This is a genomic window from Thermosyntropha lipolytica DSM 11003 (assembly GCF_900129805.1).
GTDB lineage: Bacteria > Bacillota > Syntrophomonadia > Syntrophomonadales > Syntrophomonadaceae > Thermosyntropha > Thermosyntropha lipolytica.
This window is the reverse complement of sequence record NZ_FQWY01000011.1, coordinates 26,884-48,539: the sequence shown is the minus strand read 5'-3', so window position 1 is coordinate 48,539 and position 21,656 is coordinate 26,884. Positions and strand designations below refer to the sequence as shown.

Genomic DNA, 21,656 nt, shown 5'->3' with positions numbered 1-21,656 from the left:
CCCCTTTCTTTTATTATTTTCTCCTCAACAGCGGTTTTCCTGTCATTTCCTGCGGTATTTCTATTCCCAGCAAATGGAGCATAGTAGGAGCAATATCCCTTAAAGCTCCTTCCTCTTGCAAATTATATCCTATATAATCATCATCTACCAGTATAAAAGGAACTTTTTCACAGGTATGGGCCGTAAAAGGCTGTCCCGTAACCGGACAAACCATCACCTCACAATTGCCGTGATCAGCTGTAATTATGAGGCTTCCTCCCTTTTCCCTGACCTTTTCTATTACCCTTCCTAGGCATTCGTCAACCGCTTTAACCGCCTTTACCGCCGCTTCTAAAACCCCGGTATGTCCTACCATATCCGGATTGGCATAGTTGAGGATTATCACATCATAGACGTCTTTGTCTATTTCTTCCAGTACCCGCTGGGTAACTTCATAAGCACTCATTTCCGGCTTCAGGTTATAGGTTTCTACTTGGGGAGAAGGAATAAGTATGCGGTCTTCTCCCGGGTTAGGCTCTTCCACGCCGCCATTAAAGAAGAAAGTCACATGAGCATATTTTTCCGTTTCCGCAATCCTTAACTGTCTTAAACCTTCTTTCGCCAGGACTTCTCCCAGAGTATTGCTCAAATCCTGCGGGGGAAAGGCTACCGGCGCATCTATGGTTATATCATACTGGGTCATGCAGACAAAATAAACCCGGGGATGTTTTTCTCTTTTAAAACCGCTAAAATCCTGATCAACAAAAGCCCGGGTAATCTGCCGCGCTCTATCGGCCCGGAAATTAAAAAATATTATGCTATCCCCATCTTTAACTAAACCTACCGGTTCTCCCTTTTCATCCGTTATTACCGTAGGTTCTACAAACTCATCGGTAACCCTTTTTTCATAACTGGCCTGCAAAGCAGCGTAAGGATTAGGAGCTTTAAGCCCTTCTCCCATAACCATAGCCCGATAAGCCTTTTCTACCCTTTCCCAGCGCTTGTCCCGATCCATGCCGTAAAAACGGCCGCCGATAGTAGCAATTTGGCCTACTCCCATAACCTGCATCTTCTTTACCAGTTTGTCTATGTATTCTTCTGCCGTCTTAGGCCCTACATCCCTTCCATCCAAAAAAGCATGAATATACACCTTATCTAGGCCCTGCATTTTGGCAAAGCGCAAAAGAGCAAAAAGATGATCAATATGGCTGTGCACTCCACCATCAGATAAGAGCCCCAGCAAATGCAAAGCCCCTCCATTAGTGCGCGCATATTCAGCTGCTTTTAAAAACTGGGGATTGGTAAAAAAGGTTTCATCTTCTATGGCCCGGGTTATACGGGTTATTTCCTGGTAAACTATCCGTCCCGCCCCTATATTGAGGTGTCCTACTTCCGAATTCCCCATCTGTCCGGCGGGCAAACCTACATCCAGACCTGAACATCGCAAAAGCGTATGAGGATATTTTTCCCAACAGGAATTAAAATTTTCCGGACGGGCCAGATAAACAGCATTAGCCTCTTCTTCCTCCCGATATCCCCAGCCATCCAGAATAACCAGCATCATCGGTTTTTTACGCATAAACACTCAACCTCACTATCTCGGCAAAGGAATAAGGATCAAGGCTGGCTCCTCCTACCAGGGCTCCATCAATATTTTCTTTCTGCATGAAAAGGGATATATTTTCAGGTTTTACACTTCCTCCATATAGTATGCGTAGGCGGGAGGAAATTTCTCTATCCCACCAATCAGCCAGCAAACCTCGGATAAAAGAAGCTATTTCTTCAGCATCTTCCGGACTGGCATTAAGGCCACTGCCAATAGCCCATACCGGTTCATAAGCAATAACCAGATTTTCGGTCTTTTCTACTCCCTCTAGAGCCTCTTGAAGCTGTTTTCTTACTACTTCCTTCGCCTTTTTTTCCTGCCTTTCTTTCAGGGTTTCTCCTACGCAGAGGACCGGCAGCAAACCGTATTGCAAGGCAGCTTTTACCTTGCAGTTTATCATGGCATCAGTTTCGCCCAGAATAATTCTGCGCTCGGAATGGCCTATTATGACCAGCTCACATCCTGCATCTACCAGCATAACTGGAGATACCTCACCGGTATAGGCCCCCTTTTCCTCCCAGAACATATTCTGGGCTCCCAGCTTTACCGGAGAAGATGCCAAAAAGCTTTTGACATGAAAAAGGCAGGTAAAAGGAGGGCATATCGCTATATCTACCCTCCCGCCATCTTTTACCCGCGGCAAAAAATCCCGACAGAAGCTTTCTGCTTCCCCCAGAGTTTTGTGCATCTTCCAGTTAGCAATCAAAAAAGGCTTTCTTATTTTAACCACCACGCTTTCCTTAACTTGGGATACAAAAAAGCTCTACTTTTATAAACCCCTAAACGGTATACACTTCAGAAATATCTTCTCTTTCACATACAGCTACCCCCGGAAGCTCTAGCCCTTCCAAAAACTCCAGAGTAGCTCCTCCTCCTGTAGATATATGAGTAATAGCCGAAGCCAGGCCCAGTTTTTGCACGGCAGCAGCTGAATCTCCTCCGCCGATCACGCTTACGGCATCAGACTCGGCTACGGCTTTAGCCACTCCATAAGTACCCTGAGCAAACTGCTCATATTCATATACTCCTAAAGGCCCGTTCCACACAATAGTATGGGCTTTTTTAATAGCTTCGCCAAATATTTTCACCGTTTTGGGACCTATATCTAAAATCATCATATCATCAGGGATATTATCTACATCTACGACTTTTCCTTCCGCCTCAGCTGATAGTTTAGCCGCTACTACCGCATCAACTGGCAGCAGGAATTCTACCCCTCGCTTAGCGGCTTCTTGCAGTATCCTCTTTGCCTCATCTAAAAGCTCATCTTCGCAAAGAGATTTGCCGATATTTTTTCCCTGGGCCTTGAGGAAAGTATTGGCCATCCCGCCTCCAATAAGTATTATATCCACTTTTTCCATAAGATTATTAATAAGGCCCAATTTGTCTGCCACCTTAGCTCCCCCCAGTATAGCCATGCGCGGGCTTTGCGGAGCATCAAGGACGGCTCTTAGCATCTTTACTTCCTTTTCCATCAGGAGTCCAGCATAGGCCGGTATAAAACGGGCAATCCCTTCGGTAGAAGCATGAGCCCGGTGAGCCGTACCAAAGGCATCATTTACATATATATCTCCCAGCAAAGCCAGTCGGCGCGCAAAAGAGGGGTCATTTTTCTCCTCTTCCTCATGAAAACGCACATTTTCCAGAACCAGAATTTCTCCCGGCTTCAGATCAGCAGCTAAAGCCTCGACTTCTTCACCCACACAATCAGGTGCCATTTTTACAGGATAAGATACCAGACCGCTTAAACGCTCAGCCACCTTTTTAAGGCTGTATTTCTCATCTCTTTTTCCTTTCGGTCTTCCCAGGTGGCTCATCAGAATAAGAGCCGCTCCCTCACGCAAAATATATTCAATAGTAGGCAAAGCAGCCCTGATCTTGGTGTCATCAATGATTTCATTATCTTCATTCATCGGCACATTAAAATCTACCCGCATTAAAACCTTTTTCCCCTTAATATCAGCCTGGCGCAAAACCCGCATAGCTAAACCTCCCATTTAGTATAACTCTTCCCCATTAAAATCCTTGCGCAGCCATATAGAGAACTACATCTACTACCCGCATGGAATAGCCCCATTCATTATCATACCAGGCAATAATCTTGGCCATATTATCTCCCATGGTCATAGTTAGAAGCCCATCTACTACTGCCGAATGATTTTCTCCCCGGTAGTCGCTGGACACCAGTGGTTCTTCCGTATATCTCAATATCCCTTTAAGATAAGTCTCGCTGGCTTCTTTAAAAGCCGCGTTGATTTCTTCCCGGGTCCCCCTTTTTTCCAGTTCTACAGTCAAATCAACCATAGATACGGTAGGGGTAGGAACCCTCACTGCCATGCCATCCAGTTTGCCCTTAAGTTCAGGTATTACCAGCCCTACGGCAGTAGCTGCCCCCGTGGTGGTGGGAATCATAGAAAGACCTGCCGCCCGGGCTCTTCGCAAATCATCATGCTCCAGATCCAAAACCCGCTGGTCATTGGTGTAAGAATGGATAGTATTCATAAGCCCTTTTTTAATGCCGAATTTATTGAGGAGGACTTTGGCCACCGGAGCCAAACAGTTAGTGGTACAGGAAGCATTAGATACTACATGGTATTCCGGCTTATAAGCCGTATGATTTACTCCCATGACTATAGTTAAATCTACATCCTTACCCGGAGCGGTGATAACTACTTTTTTGGCCCCGGCCTCCAGATGCTTAGCAGCTTTATCCCGTTTTCTGAATACCCCGGTGCTCTCCACTACTATTTCTACCCCTAGATCTTTCCAGGGAAGATTTACCGGGTCTTTTTCATTAAGGTATTTTATCTTCTTCTCATCAATCACCAGATAATCCTCATCTGCTCTTACCTCACCCGGATAAGCTCCATATAGAGAATCATACTTGAACAGGTGGGCAGCTGCTTTTATATCCCCTAGATCATTTACCGCCACCAGCTCAATATCTTTATTACTAAGAGCAATCCTTGCCACCAGACGTCCAATGCGTCCAAAACCATTAATCGCTATTTTAACCGCCATTTAAACATCCCTTCCCTTCATCATACTCACTATTTTGCTCGCTGCTCCTTCATCAGTTATCAAAACCTTGGGCCCCCCATGGCGCAAAACGGCCGCAATCGCTTCCGCCTTGTTTCTCCCTCCCGCTACGGCAATAACCTTTTTAATATGCAAAAGATCTCCCAACTCCAGCCCTATGCCAGGTACGGCATAAACAATATTACCATCTCCATCCAGATAATAACGCAAAGCCTCCCCTACCGCTCTCTTTTCTTCCAAACGGTTTATCTCCTCCAGGGTAAGCCCGCGGCGGGCTGCCATTTCCATAGCTGATCCTATGCCGTGAATCAGGATATCACATGCTTTTATCCGGGCCACTACATCTTTTATGTGCACATCTTCCTTAAGTATCTCGGCGGTATTCTCTTCCAGATTATCCGGAATATGAAGCAGCCTGTACTGAGCTCCTATGGCTTTAGCTATCTTGGCCGCAATGGTACCTGCCTGCAGCTCCATTTCTTCACCCAACCCTCCCCGGGCTGGAACTACCAGGATATCCGGGTATAAAACATCCGAACCGACAGCTTCTGACATTTCCGCCAGGGTAGTTCCCCCGGTAACCGCTATAACGGCACCTGGATAGAGCACCTTTTGCAGATAGCGGGCCGCAACCCGCCCCAGATCTTTTTTCGTTACATAATCCGCAAACGAATCGCCGGGAACAATAATGACCTCTTCCAGGCCGAAGCAGTTTTTTATCTGTTTAGCCAGATACTGGGTATTGAACAAAAACGGCATTACTTCATCAATTTCCCGCAAAAGCTCTTCCCCATATGGAGTTAAAATAATGCCGGCCGGTAAAATATTAACTGCACCCCGCGCCTTAAGCATATCTATTTCGCGGCGTATGACCCTTTCAGTACAATCCAGATCCTTTGCAATCTGCCTGCGTCCTACTGGCGCCTTATGCTTTATCTGCCTTATAATCTGATACCTTATCTCCAGCATCTCCTTAGCTTCCGGTACCAGACGTTCCAGGATAGTAAAAATCCTCTCCATAAATAGCATCCTCTTAGTATTGATATTCCAAGCAGGACAAAAATGTCCCTGTGGGATAAATGAGTCCCATTGGCTCGAAAAAAAACATCTCTTCCGTTGCCTAATTATTATATCATATTTATACTAAAATGATACACAAAAAAGCCAAATAAGTTCAATAAATCGTCATAATGACACTTTGATCACTAAAGGGACGGTTTGCGTGGTCCCCTATTACAAATTTTCAATGTATATATAAAAATCAGATATTATATTGATTACCTTTAATTATTTGGGCAAAATATATATGTAAATTTTTCTGCCTTTATTATTTTTAAAAGGAGGAGTATATCATGTCTGGTACCAAAAGAAAAATACTATCTCTTCTGCTTCTCGCCGTTTTCCTTCTCACATCAACGGTTGGATGCGGAAAACAAACCCAAACCCCACCCCCTGCTACCCCGGAAGTAAAAACCATCACCAGTGAAGAGCTAAAAGCTAATCTGGACAACCCGGAGTATGTAATCGTTGATCTTAGGCCTGATGAAGCCTATAACGGATGGAAAATCGACGGAATCAGCCGGGGTGGACATATCAAAAATGCCGTGCATTTTACTTCTTCCTGGCTTAACGAAGTACAGGAAAATGAACTCCCCAAACTTTTGGAAGAAAAAGGATTGAAAAAGGATAAAAAAATCGTCCTTTATCACAGCCAAAAAGAAGAAATTGACAAAATGGCAGAAAAACTTGCCAGTTTAGGTTACACAGAAGTCTATAAATTTGAAGAACTTAAAAAATGGGCTGATGAAGATATGCCTATGGCATCACTCCCCAATTATCAGATACTGGTTTATCCAGAATGGGTAAACCAGCTGATAAAAGGGGAAAAACCTGATACCTATCAGGGCAAAAATTTTGTCATCCTTCATGCTTCCTGGGGCGAAACTTCTGAGGATTATAATAAAGGACATATACCGGGATCTTTTCATTTCAACACTGATAACATAGAAACTGAACCGGACTGGAATTTAGGCCCGGCCGATAAGGTTAAAAAATCTCTGGAAAAATTCGGCATAAGCACTGATACTACAGTGGTAGTCTATTCCGAAGATATATCCGCCGCTTCCCGGGTAGTTTTCGCTCTCCTCTGGGCCGGGGTAAAAGATGTAAGGCTTTTGAATGGAGGCATGAAAGCCTGGCAGGAGGCAGGACTTGAAGTAGAGACCAAAGAAAACAAACCTACTCCGATTGCTGATTTTGGGGCTAAAGTTCCAGCACGTCCCGAATTATCACTTCCTTATCCTGAAGATGTGCTGGCTAAGCAAAAAGATCCTAATTTCCGTTTAGTCAGCATAAGAAGCTGGGATGAATTTATCGGCAAAACCAGCGGCTATGACTATATTGAAAAAGCAGGCGAACCTAAAGGAGCTGTCTGGGGACATGCCGGAAGCGATGCTTACAGTATGGAAGATTACCTTGATGTTGACGGCACCCTTCGCAATCCTTATGAAATCGAAAAGCTGTGGGCTGAATGGGATATTAAGCGGGATAATGAAGTAAGCTTCTACTGTGGAACCGGCTGGCGGGCAACTGTTGCCTGGATAGTAGCCCATATGTTAGGATGGGAAAAAATAACAGTATATGATGGCGGCTGGCTCTTATGGTCAAAAGACCCTAAGAACCCGGTACAGATTGGAGACCCCAGGAAACAATAACTCTGGCTGGACAGGGGACTACGATCCCCTGTCTTTATTTTTTATCCTGCCTTATCTGTTTCAGCATAAAAAGCAAAGCACTCAGGGCAAAAAGGGTTAAAAGCCCCCAGACCAAAGTTCTGGCACTTCCTGCCAGCATATCTCCTGCATATGAATAGATAAGGGTAGCAGGAAGCTGGCCTAAACCGGTTGCCCACATAAAAGACCAGAAGCTCATGCTGGTAAGGCCGGCGGCATAGCTTACGATATCAAATGAAACAAAAGGTAAAAGCCGGGCCATAAGTACCGCCCATTTGCCATAATGCTCAAAAAATATATCGACTTCAGCCAGAGCTTTAGAAGGAACCAGTTTTTCTACGGCTCCCCGTCCATAAAAACGGGCAATAGCAAAACAGAGAGCGGCTCCTGCCATAGCACTGGTCCAGGAAAGAATAGCCCCTTTAACCCAGCCAAAAAGCCCGGCATTAGCAAAAGTTATGAGAAAAGCCGGCAAAGGAGCTGCTACGGACTGCAAAACCATGAGCAAAAACGAGATCACCGGTGCCCATATGCCAAAAGAAAGAATATATTCTTTAACCCCCTCCAAATCGAGGCTGGTGAGAACTACAACTCCCTGGCGGACAGCTTCTCTTAGCGGGGATATAAAAAAATAGGCTAAAATCAAGACTACAAGAATCCCAATTTTTATAGCTAAACTTTTCCTTTCCTTTTTCTCCATTGCCATATCTTACTTCTCCTAAATAGCTAATTTTTAAGGCTTATAAAAACCCTTATAAACTGCACCACCAGGCTGGCTCCCAAAGCGATCAGGAGATAATATAAACCCCGTACGGCATTTACATCTCCTGTAAAAAGGTAAAACCCGGTCATAAACAGCAAAAATAACAGCAAAACTACATTAATCCAGCGGTAATATCCTTTGATATTTATCCATTTTGTAATAACCAAAACCACAGCTCCTGCTGCTAAAACCAGCCACAAGCCTTTATATACCGTCATCCAGTCAGGAGTAAAAAAAGGTGCCCACTTCTGGTTTTTATACACCAGATAGCGAAACATCCCCATACGACGGGTAGAAAAATACTGCACGATAAAAGCCCCGGTTATTAAAAGCAGCTGCAGGACATAAACCAAAACATCCAGCCCTATTTTAAGCTTTTTATCCAAATCCTTTAGCCTCCCTCACAGCTTTTTTACATCCTCTAAATAAGTTTATCCTTAAATGCACATATTAGGGTATAACATTATTTTATTTTATCATTTACTTTATTTAATGCTATAATTCTTATGCCGTAAAACACAATAAAAATAAAACCTTTAAATCATGGATAGCTAAATAATTTTTTCAGGGTGAAAGTATGTCGTCTATAATCTTATCAGAAAATTTAACCGGCCTTTTTTTTAAGGAAGCGGAAAAATGCATTAACTGCGGGGCATGCACTGCCGGCTGTCCCCTTTATGCATATTCCGGCTTAAGCCCCCAGGACTTGCTTTCCCAAATAGCCAGAGAGGGGCAAATAAGCCTTGATATCCCTTATTCCTGCACCCTGTGCGGATACTGCAGCCATATCTGCCCGGAGGGAGTAAAACTAGACCAGTTAATGCGCGAACTTCGCTCTTATGCCTTTAACGAAAAAGGCAGGCCAGCCAGAGGAATAAACTATGCCCCGGTGAAATCTCATCAAAAGTACAGTTTTTCTCCTCTATTCAGCACTACCCGGGTTCCTTCCAACTATAATGGGGTAGTTTTTTTCCCGGGCTGCAGCCTGCCCTCCTTCCGGCCGGATTTAACGGAAAAGACTTATCTTTATCTGCAGGAGAAAATGAGCGGTACCGGCATAATGCTCAAATGCTGTGCCGGGCCTACTTTAGCCATGGGAGATGAGAAAAAATTCCAGCAATATTACCATGAACTAGAACAGGAATTTGCCCAATGGGGAGTAAAAAAGGTCATCACTGCATGTCCTAATTGTTATAAAACTATAAAAGAAAACAGCGGGCAAATAGAAGCAGTTTCTCTCTGGGAAATATTAAGAGAAATCGGCATTCCTGAAGGTGCGGCAAACAGAAAAAATAAACCTCATCTTAGCCTGGCTCTGCACGACCCCTGTCCTACCCGCAGCTATCCGACGGTTCATGATAGTGTTCGCTTTATATTAAACCAGTTAGGGATAGATTTTGCCGAGTTTAAGTTTAACCGGCAAAAAACATTATGCTGCGGAGCAGGAGGCATGCTGGGCATAACTAATCCCCCTGCCGCCTTATCCTGGATGAAAAAAAGAGCCGGGGAAACAAAGGCTGAAATAATCATAACTTACTGCCAGGAATGCGCCGTATCTATGCAAAAAGGAGGCAAAAAATCCCTGCACCTCCTGGATCTGATTTTTAACCCCGGCGTCTGGCCAAATGAGAAGAAAAATCCAACTTCTCTTCGGCGGTGGTACAACCGCTACCGAATAAAAAAAGCTTTTAATAAATTTAACCCTGGAGGAAGCAAAGATGGATAAAAACAGCCCATGCGCTAAAATACTCCAAAACCTTCTGGCCGTATTTTTTCTGGCTCTTCTTATCTATTTTATAAATTACTATATGAACCAGACCGGCTATACGGCGGAAGACATAAAAAATTACATCACTTCCTTCGGCATCTGGGCTCCCCTGGTATTCATCATACTATTTACCCTGGTGCCCCTAACTTTATTTCCCGATGCCCTTCTGGCCATCGCCGGCGGTATGGTTTTCGGCCTTTTTTACGGCTTTATCTATACCATGATCGGGGCAGCATGTGGAGCAACCCTGGCCTTCATGATTGCCCGCCTGGCAGGAAACAGCCTGCTTAAAAAACTAAAAAACCATAATATAGATCATTTGCAAAACCTGCTTAACCGAAACGGTTTCTGGATTGTACTTTATTTGCGGCTCATCCCCCTTATTCCTTTTGATATCATAAGCTACGGGGCCGGCTTAGCCCGAATAAAATACCGGGATTTCATCCTGGCTACCCTTTTAGGCATAATCCCCGGGGTGCTGGTTTATGTCAACCTGGGTGATAAATCGCTATCTATCGGCTCTACCGATTTTTACATAGCCCTGGCTCTGCTGATAGGGCTTACCAGTCTGGCCTGGCTTTTTAAACGAAAAATAAAACTGCCATCCCTTGAAAAAACCGAAAAATAGGAGGTGCATAAAATGTTTAAAAAAATCCTGGCCTTATTTTTAACCCTGGGCTTACTAACTGCTCCTTTAGCCGGCTGCCGGCAAACCGCAAGCCTTTCCCCTGATAAAGAGCTCCTGCAAGCTGATTTCAGCCAAATCCAAAAAGAAGCCCGCGGGCAAACGGTGGCCATCTACATGTGGGGAGGAGATGAATCTGTCAACCGCTACATGGACGAGTGGGTAGCCCCGCGGGTAGAAAAAGAGCTGGGAATAAAACTCAAGCGTGTGCCGATAAATGACGCCCGGGAAATGATAAACAAGCTCCTTACGGAAAAAGAAGCTGGTAAAACTAAAGGAAGCATAGATATCATGTGGATAAACGGAGAAAATTTCAAATTAGCCAAAGACAACGACCTTCTCTGGGGACCTTTTGTGGATAAATTGCCCAATTACAACAGATACATAGATGGAGAAGATTATCAGATAAAATACGACTTCGGTGAAGATACGGAAGGATTGGAGGCTCCCTGGGGTAAAGCCCAGTTTGTCTTTATATATGACAGCAATAAGATAGCTTCCCCGCCCGATACAGTAGAAGCTCTAAAAGCATGGATTAAGGATAATCCCGGCCGCTTTACCTATCCCGCCCCGCCCGATTTTACGGGAAGTGCATTTATCCGCCAGATCCTGGCCGGCGTAAGCAGTAATTATGATAGATACCTGACCGCTTCCCTGGACCGGGAAAGCCTGGAAACAGAAATCACGCCGCTCTGGGATTACTTAAACCAGATAAAACCTTATCTCTGGCAAAAAGGCATAACCTATCCGGAAAATATAGCTAAACTGAATGAGCTTTATGCCCAGGGGGAAGTATATATGACTATGTCCTATAACCCTAACTATGCAGATAATATGATAAAACAGGGACGCTTCCCGGCAACTACCCGTACCTTTGTGCTTAAAAACGGCAGCCTTGCCAATACCCACTACCTGGCTATACCTTTCAATGCCCCCCATAAGGCAGGAGCTATGGCGGTAATAGATTATCTCCTCTCATTTGAAGCCCAGCTGGCGAAATTTGATCCGGCTAACTGGGGAGACGGTCTGGCTATATCCCTTGCTAAGCTGAGCCCGGAAGAAAAGGAAAAGCTCAAACAAATTAAGCCGGGAAAAGCTGCCCTTTCCCCGGAAGAGCTGGAAAAATATAAACTGCCCGAACTATCCGGGGCCTATGTTGACATAATAGAGGAAGGCTGGTTTAATCATGTGGCCAAAAATTAAACCTTATATCCTTATCCTGCCTGCCCTTTTAACTACCATAACCCTTTTTTTAGGCGGGATCTTCGGCGGTATAATAAGAAGCCTCAGCGCAGGAAAACCGGGAGAAATAAGCTTTTATGCCTATGCGCAAATATTTTCCTCCCAGGATTTCTGGGCTTCTTTCCTGTTTACCCTGCGCTATGCAGCCCTTTCCGTCTTAATAGCTTCTTTTTTGGGTTTGGCCATCGTTTTTGGCCTTTTCTATGTGCGCATGGAAATAAACAGCCGCCTTTCCCTTTTTCTGCAGCGGCTTTTGCAGCTTCCCATGCTGTTTCCTTTTCTGGTGGCTGCCTATATTATTTTTATACTCCTTTCCCCTCACGGCTGGCTGGCGCGCCTGCTTTTTAAACTTAACCTGGCCGGCGAAAACAGTTTTCCCCTGCTGGTAAACGACCCTTTCGGCTGGGGGATAATCATAGCCTATGTTTTTAAAACCTGTCCTTTTATAATTCTCATGCTCTATCCGGTAATACTTAAAATACCTAAAGCCTGGCTGGAGGCAGGCAAAGTTCTGGGCATAAGCCAGGCCGGCTTTTTCAGAAAAGCTGTTTTTCCCCTGCTTATACCTCCTTTAAAAACGGCATCTTTCATCGTATTTGCCTACACCTTTCTAGCTTTTGAAATACCCTATATTCTGGGCATAACTTACCCTAAAGCGATAGCGGTATATGCCTACCAGCTCTATACCAGCGGCAGTCTATCCGATCGGCCTTTAGCCCTGGCTATCATCATAACCTCGCTTTTGCTGATCGCAATGATAAGCTGTCTTGTCCATATTATCACCCGCAGATGGGGAAAAACTATAAAACCAGGGGGAAAAGAAAATGGTTTCCAGACTGTTTAAACTCCTTATCCCGGTATTTTTGACCGGTATGGTACTCCTAAATATAATCCCTTTATTATTGTTAATATTCTTAAGCCTGGGCAGCAGCTGGATGTGGCCCCATCTTTTCCCCGGGCCTATTTCCTTATCATCCTGGAAATATGTAATAAATCCAGCTGCCGGAAGCCTTCCCGCCCTTAAAACCAGTTTGCAAATCGCCCTTACAGCTACTCTCATCAATCTTATCCTGGCAATGCCGGCGGCCAAAAGCCTGGCTCACTACCATTTCAAAGGGAGAAAAGCTTGCGAGCTTATACTGCTTCTGCCCGCCCTCATTCCTCCCTGGGCAGTCATAACCGGCATACATAAAACCTTTATCTATTTAAACCTTACTGATACTATGTCCGGAGTAATCCTGGCCCATTTGCTCCCCACCTTACCTTATATGGTAAGAGCCTTAACCATAAGTTTTGCCAGTATAGACTATTCCCTGGAAGAGCAAGCTTATCTGCTGGGAGGAAATAAAAGCCAAACCTTTTTCTACATAACCCTCCCCCAGCTGCTTCCCGGCATAGCCGCCGGCAGCATATTATCTGTACTCATATCTTTAAGCGAATACTTAACTACCCTTATTATAGGAGGGGGCCAAGTCCTAACCCTGACCCTGGTCATGTTCCCTTTTGTAAACGGGGGAAATCCCTCCATAGGAGCTGCTTATTCGCTCCTGTTTGCCCTTATGGCACTAATAACCCTTTTTTCCCTGGACACCTTTATAAACCGCTATTATAGTGAAAATAAACTTTATTAAAGGAGAACTGCTATGGCCAGTATAACCATAAAAAATTTATATAAATATTTTCCTCCTTCCTTTGCTCTGCAGATCGATGAGCTTATGATAAAAGAAGGAGAATTTTTCGGCATTATTGGCCCTTCCGGCTGCGGCAAGACTACCCTTTTAAGGCTTATTACCGGCCTTACCGCTCCGGATAGGGGAGAAATCTGGCTTAATGGCAGGGAAATAACCAAAACTCCTCCTGAAAAACGCAACATCGGGCTCATCTTTCAGGAACCCCGGCTTTTTCCCCATTTTACCGTAGAAGAAAATGTAGGCTTTGGCCTTAAAATGAAAAAATCGCGCCGCAGAGATATAAAAGCTAAAATAGATGAAGCTCTGGAAATGGTGGGCTTGACAGGATTTAACCGCCGCTATCCTTCCGCTTTAAGCGGTGGGCAAAAACAGAGGGTGGCATTGGCAAGGGCCCTGGTTTTAGAACCTAAAGCCCTTTTGATGGATGAGCCTTTCAGTGCCTTAGATCCGGAGCTGAGGGTAGAGATGCGCTTCCTTATCAAAAAACTGCAGCAGGAGAAAAAAATAACCATCATCTTTATAACCCATGACCGGGAAGAAGCATTTACCCTGTTTGAACGCATGGCAGTCATGCAGGAAGGAAAAATCCTGCAAACAGGTACACCTCTTCACATATATAACCAGCCGCAAAATATCAAAGTCGCAAATTTTCTCGGCATAAACAATATCCTGCCCGGTTACATAGAAGGAAACTATTTTTATACGCAGGGCTTCCGGATCCTTTTAGGTGCTGCAAACCAAAACCAGACAGCTAAATACCTGCTTTTAAAACCAGAAAGCCTTAAAATAGTTAATGGAGAAGAAGATGCTCGCCCTTTTCTTACCGGGACTATTGAAGAAATAACATTTCAGACAGGTTTTTATCATATTAAAGTTAAAGTCCAAAGCCAGTCACTTAATATAATACAAAAATACCAGCCTGGTAAGAACTTTACCCCGGGAGCAGAGGTTAAAATCCTCTACCATCCGGAAGAAATTATCTTACTATAAGGAGGCTCCAACATGCTCGATACCTATGGACGCAAATACATAAATCCCCTTATCGACTTTCTGGCCAGAAAACTGATCCAAAAAAACATAAAACCTGATCATATAACTATAGCTGCCCTTATTACCGGCCTTTCCTGTTTCTTTTTTATACTGGCAGGCCAAAACCTTATAGCCTTTTTTCTGCTCTGGCTTTCCGGACTTCTGGATACCCTGGATGGCGCAGCCGCGCGCCAAATCGGAAAACCTACCGCCTGGGGTACCTTTCTGGACATCACCTTTGACCGGCTGGTAGAAGCCGGGATAATATTAGCCCTGGCTGTCAAAAACCCCTCTTCCCTTTTGGTCCTTTTAGTCCTTACTATTACTATTCTGTTATCTATGACCATATTTCTAACCGTGGGGGCTTTAGCCCGGCAAAAAGGCATAAAATCTTTCTATTACCAGGCCGGCCTTATGGAGCGTACCGAAGGCTTTATCCTTTTTTCCCTTATGCTCCTTTTCCCTTCCCATCTAACCCTCATAACCTGTATATTCGCCGCCCTTATCGGCATAACCATCCTGCAGCGAGCCGCCGAAGCTCGAAAAATCCTACCCTAATTTTTTAAATCCGGGACGGTTCTAAAATGTAAAACCGTTTCGATTCGTAATATTTATGGCTCCCTTGCAATTTTATCCGGACTTTAAAATTTTTTTATTTACTTGCAAGCCCATGCTGACACTTGCGTATTAAGATTAGCAGCAAACATATATTGCCAAAAAATAGGAACAGGCTTATTATGAGAGAGGATAGGCAGTTTTATTTTTTAATACAGTCAGGGAGGGATAGTTATTAAAAATGCAGTAGAAATAGCTAACCTGCGTAAAGTCTATAAAGTAGGGGAAGAAAAAATAGTCGCCTTAAACAATATAAATCTGGTCATTCCTCCCGGGGAAATAACCGCCATATTAGGCACCTCCGGTTCAGGCAAGTCTACCCTTCTTAATATGATGGCAGGCCTGGAAAAACCTACCCGAGGAACTATAAAAATCTACGGGCTTCCGGTAGAAAAAATGAATGAAAATAATCTGGCCCTGTTTCGCCAAAAATACATAGGTTTTATCTTTCAGTCATATAACCTGCTCCCCTCTCTTACCGCTCTGGAAAATGTCGCTCTTCCCCTCGTTTTCCGGGGCATTCCTCGTCAGAAACGCGAAAAATTAGCCTTAGAAATGCTAAAAGCAGTAGGAATAGCCAAATACGCCCACCATAAACCAGCGCAGATGAGTGGAGGTCAGCAGCAGCGGGTAGGCATAGCCCGGGCTTTTGTTACCCGCCCTAAAGTAGTCTTTGCCGATGAGCCAACCGGCAACCTGGACTCTAAAACTACCCGGAAAGTTATGGAGCTCATGCTCAGAATAACCCGTGAAAATAACCGCAACCTTATTCTGGTCACCCATGATATAAATGTCGCTTCATACGCCGACCGCATCATTCACATCCTGGATGGTGATATAGAAAAAATCGAAGAAAATACTTTTAAAAAGGAGGACTCATCGCATGCACATCAATAAATATCTGGCTGCTGTTACTCTTTTATTTTTCTCTCTTTTTTGTCTGCCGGCTTACCTAACAGCAGACGAACTACCCGAACAAACCAAAGAAGAACCGCGCCTTTTTATCGCGAAAGATACCTGGATACCTGAGCTTAGTGCAGGGGAAAAGGTCACCTTATCCATACCGATTGAAAACCTATCCAGCGCTTCTGCCCGTGATGTCACAGTTTCTATAAGCAAAACAGCTGATTTACCTTTTCAGACAGACAAAATGTCTCTTACCCAGTTTGCTTATTCAGTAAGCGGGGGCAGCCGTTCCCTTTTCAGTTTTAATCTTTTTATTCCCCCCACAGTTAAGCCAGGTACTTATCCGGTAAATGTCAGTGTATCTTACCGCAGTGATACCGGCATGAGCGGAAGTGCCAGTGAAACCGTCTATATTAAAATAGTTAACCAGAAAAAAGCCCCTTCCCTGAAATACCAGGGAGTGGAAATCGCAAACGACAAGCTGACAGCTGGCCAAAGCGGTATCATTAAACTTAAGCTGCAAAATGACAGCGATTTCACCTTAAAAGATATCGAGCTTAAGCTGGAAGGGTTCTCCCCCAACGGCATCAACCTGGATAACTGGCCGGAAAACCAGTACATAAAGAGCATGAAACCTAAAGAATTCAAATTAGTTGAATACCGTCTAATCGCCGATTCCAAAATGGAAAGCGGCATTCATCCCCTGACCTTAAACTTAAGTTATAAAGATGAATTTGAAGGTGCTTACACCGGGCAGGCCAAAGTATATATCCCGGTGGCTGGCAAAAACGACAGTGAAGATGAACTTACCCCCCGGGTAATAATAGACAATTATGATTTTCCCTATGGTATAGAAGCCGGGCAGGAGTTTCCCCTCACCCTTTCTTTTCTCAATACCAGTGAAACAACGGCAGTGCGCAATATGAAAGTAAGCCTTACCTTTGAAAACCAGATTTTTATTCCCGTCGGCAGCAGCAGTTCGCTCTACATTGCCCGAATCGATCCTGGACAGCGTATCAGCAAAACTATCCTGCTCAAATCAAAAGCCGATGCCGAAAACAAAATCTATGCGGTAAACATCGATATCGATTATCAGGATAGCAAAGGAAATAAATATAATGAGAAAGAAATAATAAGCCTGCCGGTAAACCAGGATAGTATCTTAAAAATAGGTTCGCTGGAACTGCCATCGGAAATCTATGTAGGTTCTCCTGTCAGCCTCAGCATCGATTTTTACAATACGGGACATACCATTATTCGCAATCTTTTTATAACCACTGAAGGGAATTTTGAGGTGCAGGACGGCACCTTATTTGTAGGCAATCTGGAACCGGGCAAAAGCAGTTATTATGATGTAACTATCTTCCCCCAGCAGGAAGGTATTCTTGAAGGCAAAATAATCTTCAACTATGAAGATAGTGAAGGACGGAGCTATACCATGGAAAAGCCTTTTAAACTTAATGTAATGGCAGCACCCGAAATGCCTATGCCGGAAAATGAATTTCCCTTGCCGGAAAAACCCTTCAGCAAATCTAAAAAATTCTTCCTGGGCGGCGCAGCCGGTTTCCTGGTTCTAGCTGCAGGAGGCATAGTCATTTACCGCAGGCGTAAAAAAAGAAAAGAAATAGAGGAAGTAGATAGTTATGAAGAATTATGATCTTATCCTGATGAGCTGGCAAAACCTTAAAAGGCGCAAGGTGCGCACCTTCCTGACCATTACCGGGGTAGTAATAGGTACGGCATCTATAGTTATAATGCTGTCCCTGGGCTTTGCCATGGACCAAGCATTTAAAGAACAGGTAGCTTCCATGGGAGACCTTACTATCATCGATGTAAACAGCAATTTTTATTATGGGAGCCCTGCCGGCAGCTCATATAGCCGTTCAGGCCCAAATCCTCCACTGCTCGATGATAATGCAGTAGCTGCTTTTTCCCAAATTCCTGGAGTTAAAGCCGTTATGCCTCAAAAATACGGCTATTTTCGGATTGTAGCCGGTAAAATGGTAAGTGATGTCCAGGTTATAGGTATCGTTCCAGAAAAGCTGGAAGATTTCGGATTTGAAGTGGCCGAAGGACGGCTTCTTAACCCGGGCGACAAAGAAGCCCTGCTGTTTGGCAGCTATGTAAGTCAAAATTTTTACAACCCCCGTCTCAAAGACCCTTATATGAACGGTCCGGTGGCGGTAAATCTTTTAAATGACAAGCTTCTGCTCACCGCCGATTTCGAATACGGTCAGCGGCAGCGCAGCAATAACGACCCCAGCTTCAAGCCGCCTCCCCTGCATGAAGTAAAAGGGGTAGGCATACTCAAGGAAAGTTACGATGAAAAAGGTTATAGTGCCTACATCAATATATCTTACCTGGAAAAAATACTTAAAGAAGACCAGAAGCAAAGCTTAAAGGAGCGGCAGCGCGGCAGTTTTAACCAGAATCAGAACCAGAACAAATATGATGTGATAAAAGTAAAATGCCATGATTTTAAACAGGTACAAGAGGTGCAGGAAAAAATCAAAGCCATGGGTTATCAAACCTACAGCTTGACCGACATGATAGAGTCCATGAAAAAAGCTTCCCGCACCATGCAGCTCATACTGGGCGGCATCGGAGCCATAAGCCTTTTAGTTGCTGCCCTGGGCATAACTAATACCATGATAATGAGCATATATGAACGTACCCGGGAAATAGGTATAATGAAAGTTCTGGGAGCAAAACTTGCTGATATCAAAAAAATGTTTTTACTGGAAGCAGGCATGATTGGTTTTATCGGCGGGATAGCAGGACTAGCCTTAAGCTATCTGGTATCTTTCCTCCTGAATAAAATCGGCAGCAGCATGATGGGCAGCATGGAAGGTGCAGCCAAAATATCAGTAATTCCGGTTTATCTGGCCATAGGTTCAGTAGTTTTTGCTACCCTGGTAGGCCTAATATCCGGTTATTCCCCAGCCAGAAGAGCCATGAAACTCAGCGCACTGGAAGCTATAAGGATAGAATAAACAGCATATGCTTTTAACCGATCAGATTATCAGCAGCAAAACACGGCCCGTGCGCCGGATAAACCGTTTCCACCCCTTCCCCCCTTATCTTCTGCCAGCTCTTATACACCTCATCTGGCAGTTCGGCAAAAATAGGATAATTAGTCCAGGTAAGCGGAAAATTCATAGCCAGGTCTCCTACCATGGCCCGGCCGTCATCCAAAACGACAGAAAGCGAACCCGGAGTATGTCCGGGAGTAGGAATAACCTTACCTTCCACTCCATACGGCCTTAAATCAAATTCCCCTTCACACCTCAGCTCAGCACTAACCGGTTTAAAGCGAAACAAAAACTTAAAACCTTTCCCTATCCCGCTTATCATCCTGCCTGCCGGATTGGTGCCGGGAGGAATTACCACCTCTCCCCGGGCTAAAATATCTGCTTCATGCGGATGGATTAAAACCGGGCATCCGCATATTTCTTTAATATCTGCCAGGCTTCCTATATGGTCAAAATGGGCATGGGTTATTATGATAAGATTGATCTTTTTCGGATCAATAGCCAGATTCCTGGCCTGTTTCACAAAACTCTTCACCCTTCCCAATTCCCCGGCATCTACCATTACATAGCCATTTTTTCCTTTTATTATATAAGTATTAGTTATTCCCAGAGTTATTATATTGAGATCCATCCTTAATCTCCCTCTCCCGCTTTTTTTCCATTATACCCTTCCCGTTTAAAAACTTAAAGCAATTCCCAATCCCAAACTATTTCGGTTTATATTAGAAAATTCCCCCGATTTAAAAAGCCGGGGGATTATTCCCCCGGCTCGTTTTACAAACTCACATTTCTCATCTTCTCCAGCTCTTCCTGCAGCTTCTGAGCAATTAATGCCAGTTCCTGGCCTACCCTGGCCACTTCCTGCATAGACTGGTTTTGTTCCTCACTTATGCGGGAAGTGTGACTGGCTGCATCATTTATAGCCTGTATTAAATTAAGACTCTCATCCGAACTCCTGGCTATTTCAACAACCAGGCGGGCAAGCTCTTCTATCCTTTTTTTCCCCTCTTCCAGCTCTCTGGCTGTATCTAAAAGATACTGGGTAGCCTGGGCTACCAGGCCGGTTATCTCATCTATTGTCCCTTTTATTTCCTGAGCTGATAGATTGGAGCTTTCTGCCAGCTTGCGGATTTCATCTGCCACTACGGCAAAACCTTTGCCGGCTTCTCCGGCACGGGCCGCTTCAATAGAGGCATTAAGGGCTAAAAGGTTGGTCTGGGAGGCTATGTTCTGAATAGAAGTTACGATATTAATGATAAATTCCGATTTCTGCTTTAAAACCTCGGTTTTGGCAACTGATGCCTGCATGGACTGGTTTATTCGCTCCATGTTCTGCCTTATATCCTGGGCAAACTCCTGGCAGTGCTGAGTTTTTTCATTAATCTGCCGGGTATTTTTCACTCCTGCTTCGGTAAGCTGCAAAACTTCTGCTGAATTATCGCTTACCTTTTCCGAAAGGGCACTTACCTCCTGTGAAGAAGCCGCCAGCTCTTCAGAAACTGCACTTAATTGCTCTGCTTGCTCGGCTACAGAAGTGATAAGGTTGTTATATCTGGTAATATCCTTGCTTATCTCAATAGCTCCTAAAGGATTTCCCTCTTCATCATAAACCCCTCCATTAGATACCAGACATATCCTGGGGTTCCCATAGCGGTCATACATGGTATCCTGAGCATCTTTGACAAAACCTGATTTATTCAAAACACACTTCTGGGTAGGACAGTCGTTGCAAACCGGGGCTTTTATAATATCATAGCATTTTTTCCCTAAAACCTCGCTTTCCCGGTAGCCAGTCAGCTCTTCCATCGCTTTGGACCACATGATTATATTGTAGTCCATATCCCTTATGTAATAGGCATCAGGCATGGCATTCTGGACTGCCTTTAAAATACTTATCTCTCTTTTGAGGCGGGCTATCTCTTCTTCTTTCTTCTTAAGCTCTTCTTCCCACAACTTGCGGCGATTCAGCATAATACCCCTCCTATTCTGCAGCCATACTTTACGAACCAAAATATTACGAATATACTGTATATTCCGAACTTCTTACCGTTCTTTTTTCGCCATCTTCCAACATAATCCTGCATTAAGTAAATTAAATCTTTTTCTATGTATTCCATAATATTACTTTATGGCCAAAAAAATAAAGCCGATTCTAATCGGCCGGCTTATACAAAAAAATTATTTTCTTTTCTATCCACTTTAAGGCTGGAATACTACTATAAGCGGCATCTTAAACTGTTCTTTGGCTAAAAGCGCATGAGGAACATTAGCAGGCATAACTATGGCTTCACCTTTTTTTCAAAAACTTCTTCTCCCATAGTTATCTCAGCCTGACCATCTAGTATATAAACAAAAGCATCTCCACTGGATGAATGTAAACTTATCTCTTCGCCCTTGTCAAAAGCAAATAAAGTTAAGCTCATATTTCTGCCCTGCGCCAGGGTACGGCTTACCACCTGTCCTGGCTGCTAAGCTTAAGCTACTAAACCATCTAATTCTAATACCTTGCCTGATTCAACATTTTTTATAAGCTGCTTCATAATATCCTCCCTATTCAATATTTATTCAA

The 21,656-nt window shown here is 44.1% G+C and carries 20 protein-coding genes and 1 pseudogene; 11 read left to right on the top strand and 10 right to left on the bottom strand.

The window, feature by feature from the left end:
• Positions 1-13: 13 nt before the first annotated feature.
• The 5 genes from gpmI to BUB92_RS04580 are packed head-to-tail and all read right to left on the bottom strand — an operon-like array spanning position 14 to position 5,644.
• On the bottom strand, positions 14-1,558 hold the full coding sequence (gene gpmI, locus BUB92_RS04600) for a 2,3-bisphosphoglycerate-independent phosphoglycerate mutase (protein ID WP_073090738.1): 1,545 nt from the start codon (positions 1,556-1,558) through the stop codon (positions 14-16).
• Positions 1,551-2,315 (bottom strand): triose-phosphate isomerase, encoded by a 765-nt coding sequence (tpiA, locus tag BUB92_RS04595; protein WP_341372071.1) that lies wholly within the window; start codon positions 2,313-2,315, stop codon positions 1,551-1,553. Before tpiA ends, gpmI begins: the two co-directional genes overlap by 8 nt.
• A gap of 49 nt (positions 2,316-2,364) precedes the next feature.
• Positions 2,365-3,567, bottom strand: a complete 1,203-nt coding sequence (locus BUB92_RS04590; RefSeq protein ID WP_073090736.1) for a phosphoglycerate kinase — start codon at positions 3,565-3,567, stop codon at positions 2,365-2,367.
• 34 nt (positions 3,568-3,601) lie between these two features.
• Positions 3,602-4,606, bottom strand: coding sequence for a type I glyceraldehyde-3-phosphate dehydrogenase (gene gap / locus BUB92_RS04585; RefSeq protein ID WP_073090733.1), 1,005 nt, complete (start codon positions 4,604-4,606; stop codon positions 3,602-3,604).
• On the bottom strand, positions 4,607-5,644 hold the full coding sequence (locus BUB92_RS04580) for a sugar-binding transcriptional regulator (RefSeq protein ID WP_073090730.1): 1,038 nt from the start codon (positions 5,642-5,644) through the stop codon (positions 4,607-4,609).
• Between the two features lie 332 nt (positions 5,645-5,976).
• On the opposite strand from BUB92_RS04580, the gene BUB92_RS04575 reads away from it, so the two are divergent.
• The gene (locus BUB92_RS04575) at positions 5,977-7,338 is read left to right on the top strand and encodes a rhodanese-like domain-containing protein (RefSeq protein ID WP_073090727.1); all 1,362 of its coding nucleotides are present in this window, start codon (positions 5,977-5,979) and stop codon (positions 7,336-7,338) included.
• 34 nt (positions 7,339-7,372) lie between these two features.
• Here BUB92_RS04575 and BUB92_RS04570 read toward each other — a convergent pair whose 3' ends face one another.
• Together BUB92_RS04570 and BUB92_RS04565 are read right to left on the bottom strand one after the other, a co-directional pair.
• Positions 7,373-8,056, bottom strand: a complete 684-nt coding sequence (locus tag BUB92_RS04570; protein ID WP_073090769.1) for a TVP38/TMEM64 family protein — start codon at positions 8,054-8,056, stop codon at positions 7,373-7,375.
• Positions 8,057-8,082: 26 nt separating this feature from the next.
• Positions 8,083-8,505 (bottom strand): hypothetical protein, encoded by a 423-nt coding sequence (locus tag BUB92_RS04565; RefSeq protein WP_073090724.1) that lies wholly within the window; start codon positions 8,503-8,505, stop codon positions 8,083-8,085.
• 191 nt (positions 8,506-8,696) lie between these two features.
• Between BUB92_RS04565 and BUB92_RS04560 the strand changes: the two genes are divergently transcribed.
• The 10 genes from BUB92_RS04560 (at position 8,697) to BUB92_RS04515 (ending at position 19,048) form a co-directional block, all read left to right on the top strand.
• On the top strand, positions 8,697-9,845 hold the full coding sequence (locus BUB92_RS04560) for a (Fe-S)-binding protein (protein WP_073090721.1): 1,149 nt from the start codon (positions 8,697-8,699) through the stop codon (positions 9,843-9,845).
• Positions 9,838-10,515, top strand: a complete 678-nt coding sequence (locus BUB92_RS04555) for a TVP38/TMEM64 family protein (RefSeq protein WP_073090718.1) — start codon at positions 9,838-9,840, stop codon at positions 10,513-10,515. Before BUB92_RS04560 ends, BUB92_RS04555 begins: the two co-directional genes overlap by 8 nt.
• A gap of 12 nt (positions 10,516-10,527) precedes the next feature.
• Positions 10,528-11,775 carry an ABC transporter substrate-binding protein gene (locus BUB92_RS04550; protein WP_073090716.1) on the top strand — a complete coding sequence of 416 codons (1,248 nt, stop codon included), beginning with the start codon at positions 10,528-10,530 and terminating at the stop codon, positions 11,773-11,775.
• Positions 11,759-12,658 (top strand): ABC transporter permease, encoded by a 900-nt coding sequence (locus tag BUB92_RS04545; protein WP_073090713.1) that lies wholly within the window; start codon positions 11,759-11,761, stop codon positions 12,656-12,658. Before BUB92_RS04550 ends, BUB92_RS04545 begins: the two co-directional genes overlap by 17 nt.
• A complete protein-coding gene (locus tag BUB92_RS04540) occupies positions 12,639-13,445 on the top strand; it encodes an ABC transporter permease (protein ID WP_073090711.1) in 807 nt (268 codons plus the stop codon). Before BUB92_RS04545 ends, BUB92_RS04540 begins: the two co-directional genes overlap by 20 nt.
• A gap of 12 nt (positions 13,446-13,457) precedes the next feature.
• Positions 13,458-14,495: an ABC transporter ATP-binding protein gene (locus BUB92_RS04535; RefSeq protein WP_073090708.1), complete on the top strand. Its 1,038-nt coding sequence runs from the start codon at positions 13,458-13,460 to the stop codon at positions 14,493-14,495.
• Positions 14,496-14,507: 12 nt separating this feature from the next.
• Complete coding sequence (locus tag BUB92_RS04530; RefSeq protein ID WP_073090705.1) at positions 14,508-15,092, top strand: CDP-alcohol phosphatidyltransferase family protein; 585 nt, start codon at positions 14,508-14,510, stop codon at positions 15,090-15,092.
• Between the two features lie 336 nt (positions 15,093-15,428).
• Positions 15,429-16,046 carry an ABC transporter ATP-binding protein gene (locus BUB92_RS04525; protein WP_242939003.1) on the top strand — a complete coding sequence of 206 codons (618 nt, stop codon included), beginning with the start codon at positions 15,429-15,431 and terminating at the stop codon, positions 16,044-16,046.
• Positions 16,033-17,712, top strand: a complete 1,680-nt coding sequence (locus tag BUB92_RS04520; protein WP_073090698.1) for a COG1361 S-layer family protein — start codon at positions 16,033-16,035, stop codon at positions 17,710-17,712. Before BUB92_RS04525 ends, BUB92_RS04520 begins: the two co-directional genes overlap by 14 nt.
• Positions 17,699-19,048, top strand: a complete 1,350-nt coding sequence (locus BUB92_RS04515; protein WP_073090695.1) for an ABC transporter permease — start codon at positions 17,699-17,701, stop codon at positions 19,046-19,048. Before BUB92_RS04520 ends, BUB92_RS04515 begins: the two co-directional genes overlap by 14 nt.
• A 13-nt stretch (positions 19,049-19,061) precedes the next feature.
• On the opposite strand, the gene BUB92_RS04510 is transcribed toward BUB92_RS04515, so the two are convergent.
• From BUB92_RS04510 to BUB92_RS04500, 3 genes and pseudogenes are all read right to left on the bottom strand, one after another.
• On the bottom strand, positions 19,062-19,718 hold the full coding sequence (locus tag BUB92_RS04510) for an MBL fold metallo-hydrolase (RefSeq protein WP_073090692.1): 657 nt from the start codon (positions 19,716-19,718) through the stop codon (positions 19,062-19,064).
• A gap of 143 nt (positions 19,719-19,861) precedes the next feature.
• Entirely contained in the window at positions 19,862-21,058 is a 1,197-nt protein-coding gene (locus tag BUB92_RS04505; RefSeq protein WP_073090688.1) for a methyl-accepting chemotaxis protein, read from the bottom strand.
• Positions 21,059-21,286: 228 nt separating this feature from the next.
• Positions 21,287-21,555: pseudogene (locus BUB92_RS04500) on the bottom strand (cupin domain-containing protein); the annotation flags it as partial.
• Between the last annotated feature and the right edge of the window lie 101 nt (positions 21,556-21,656).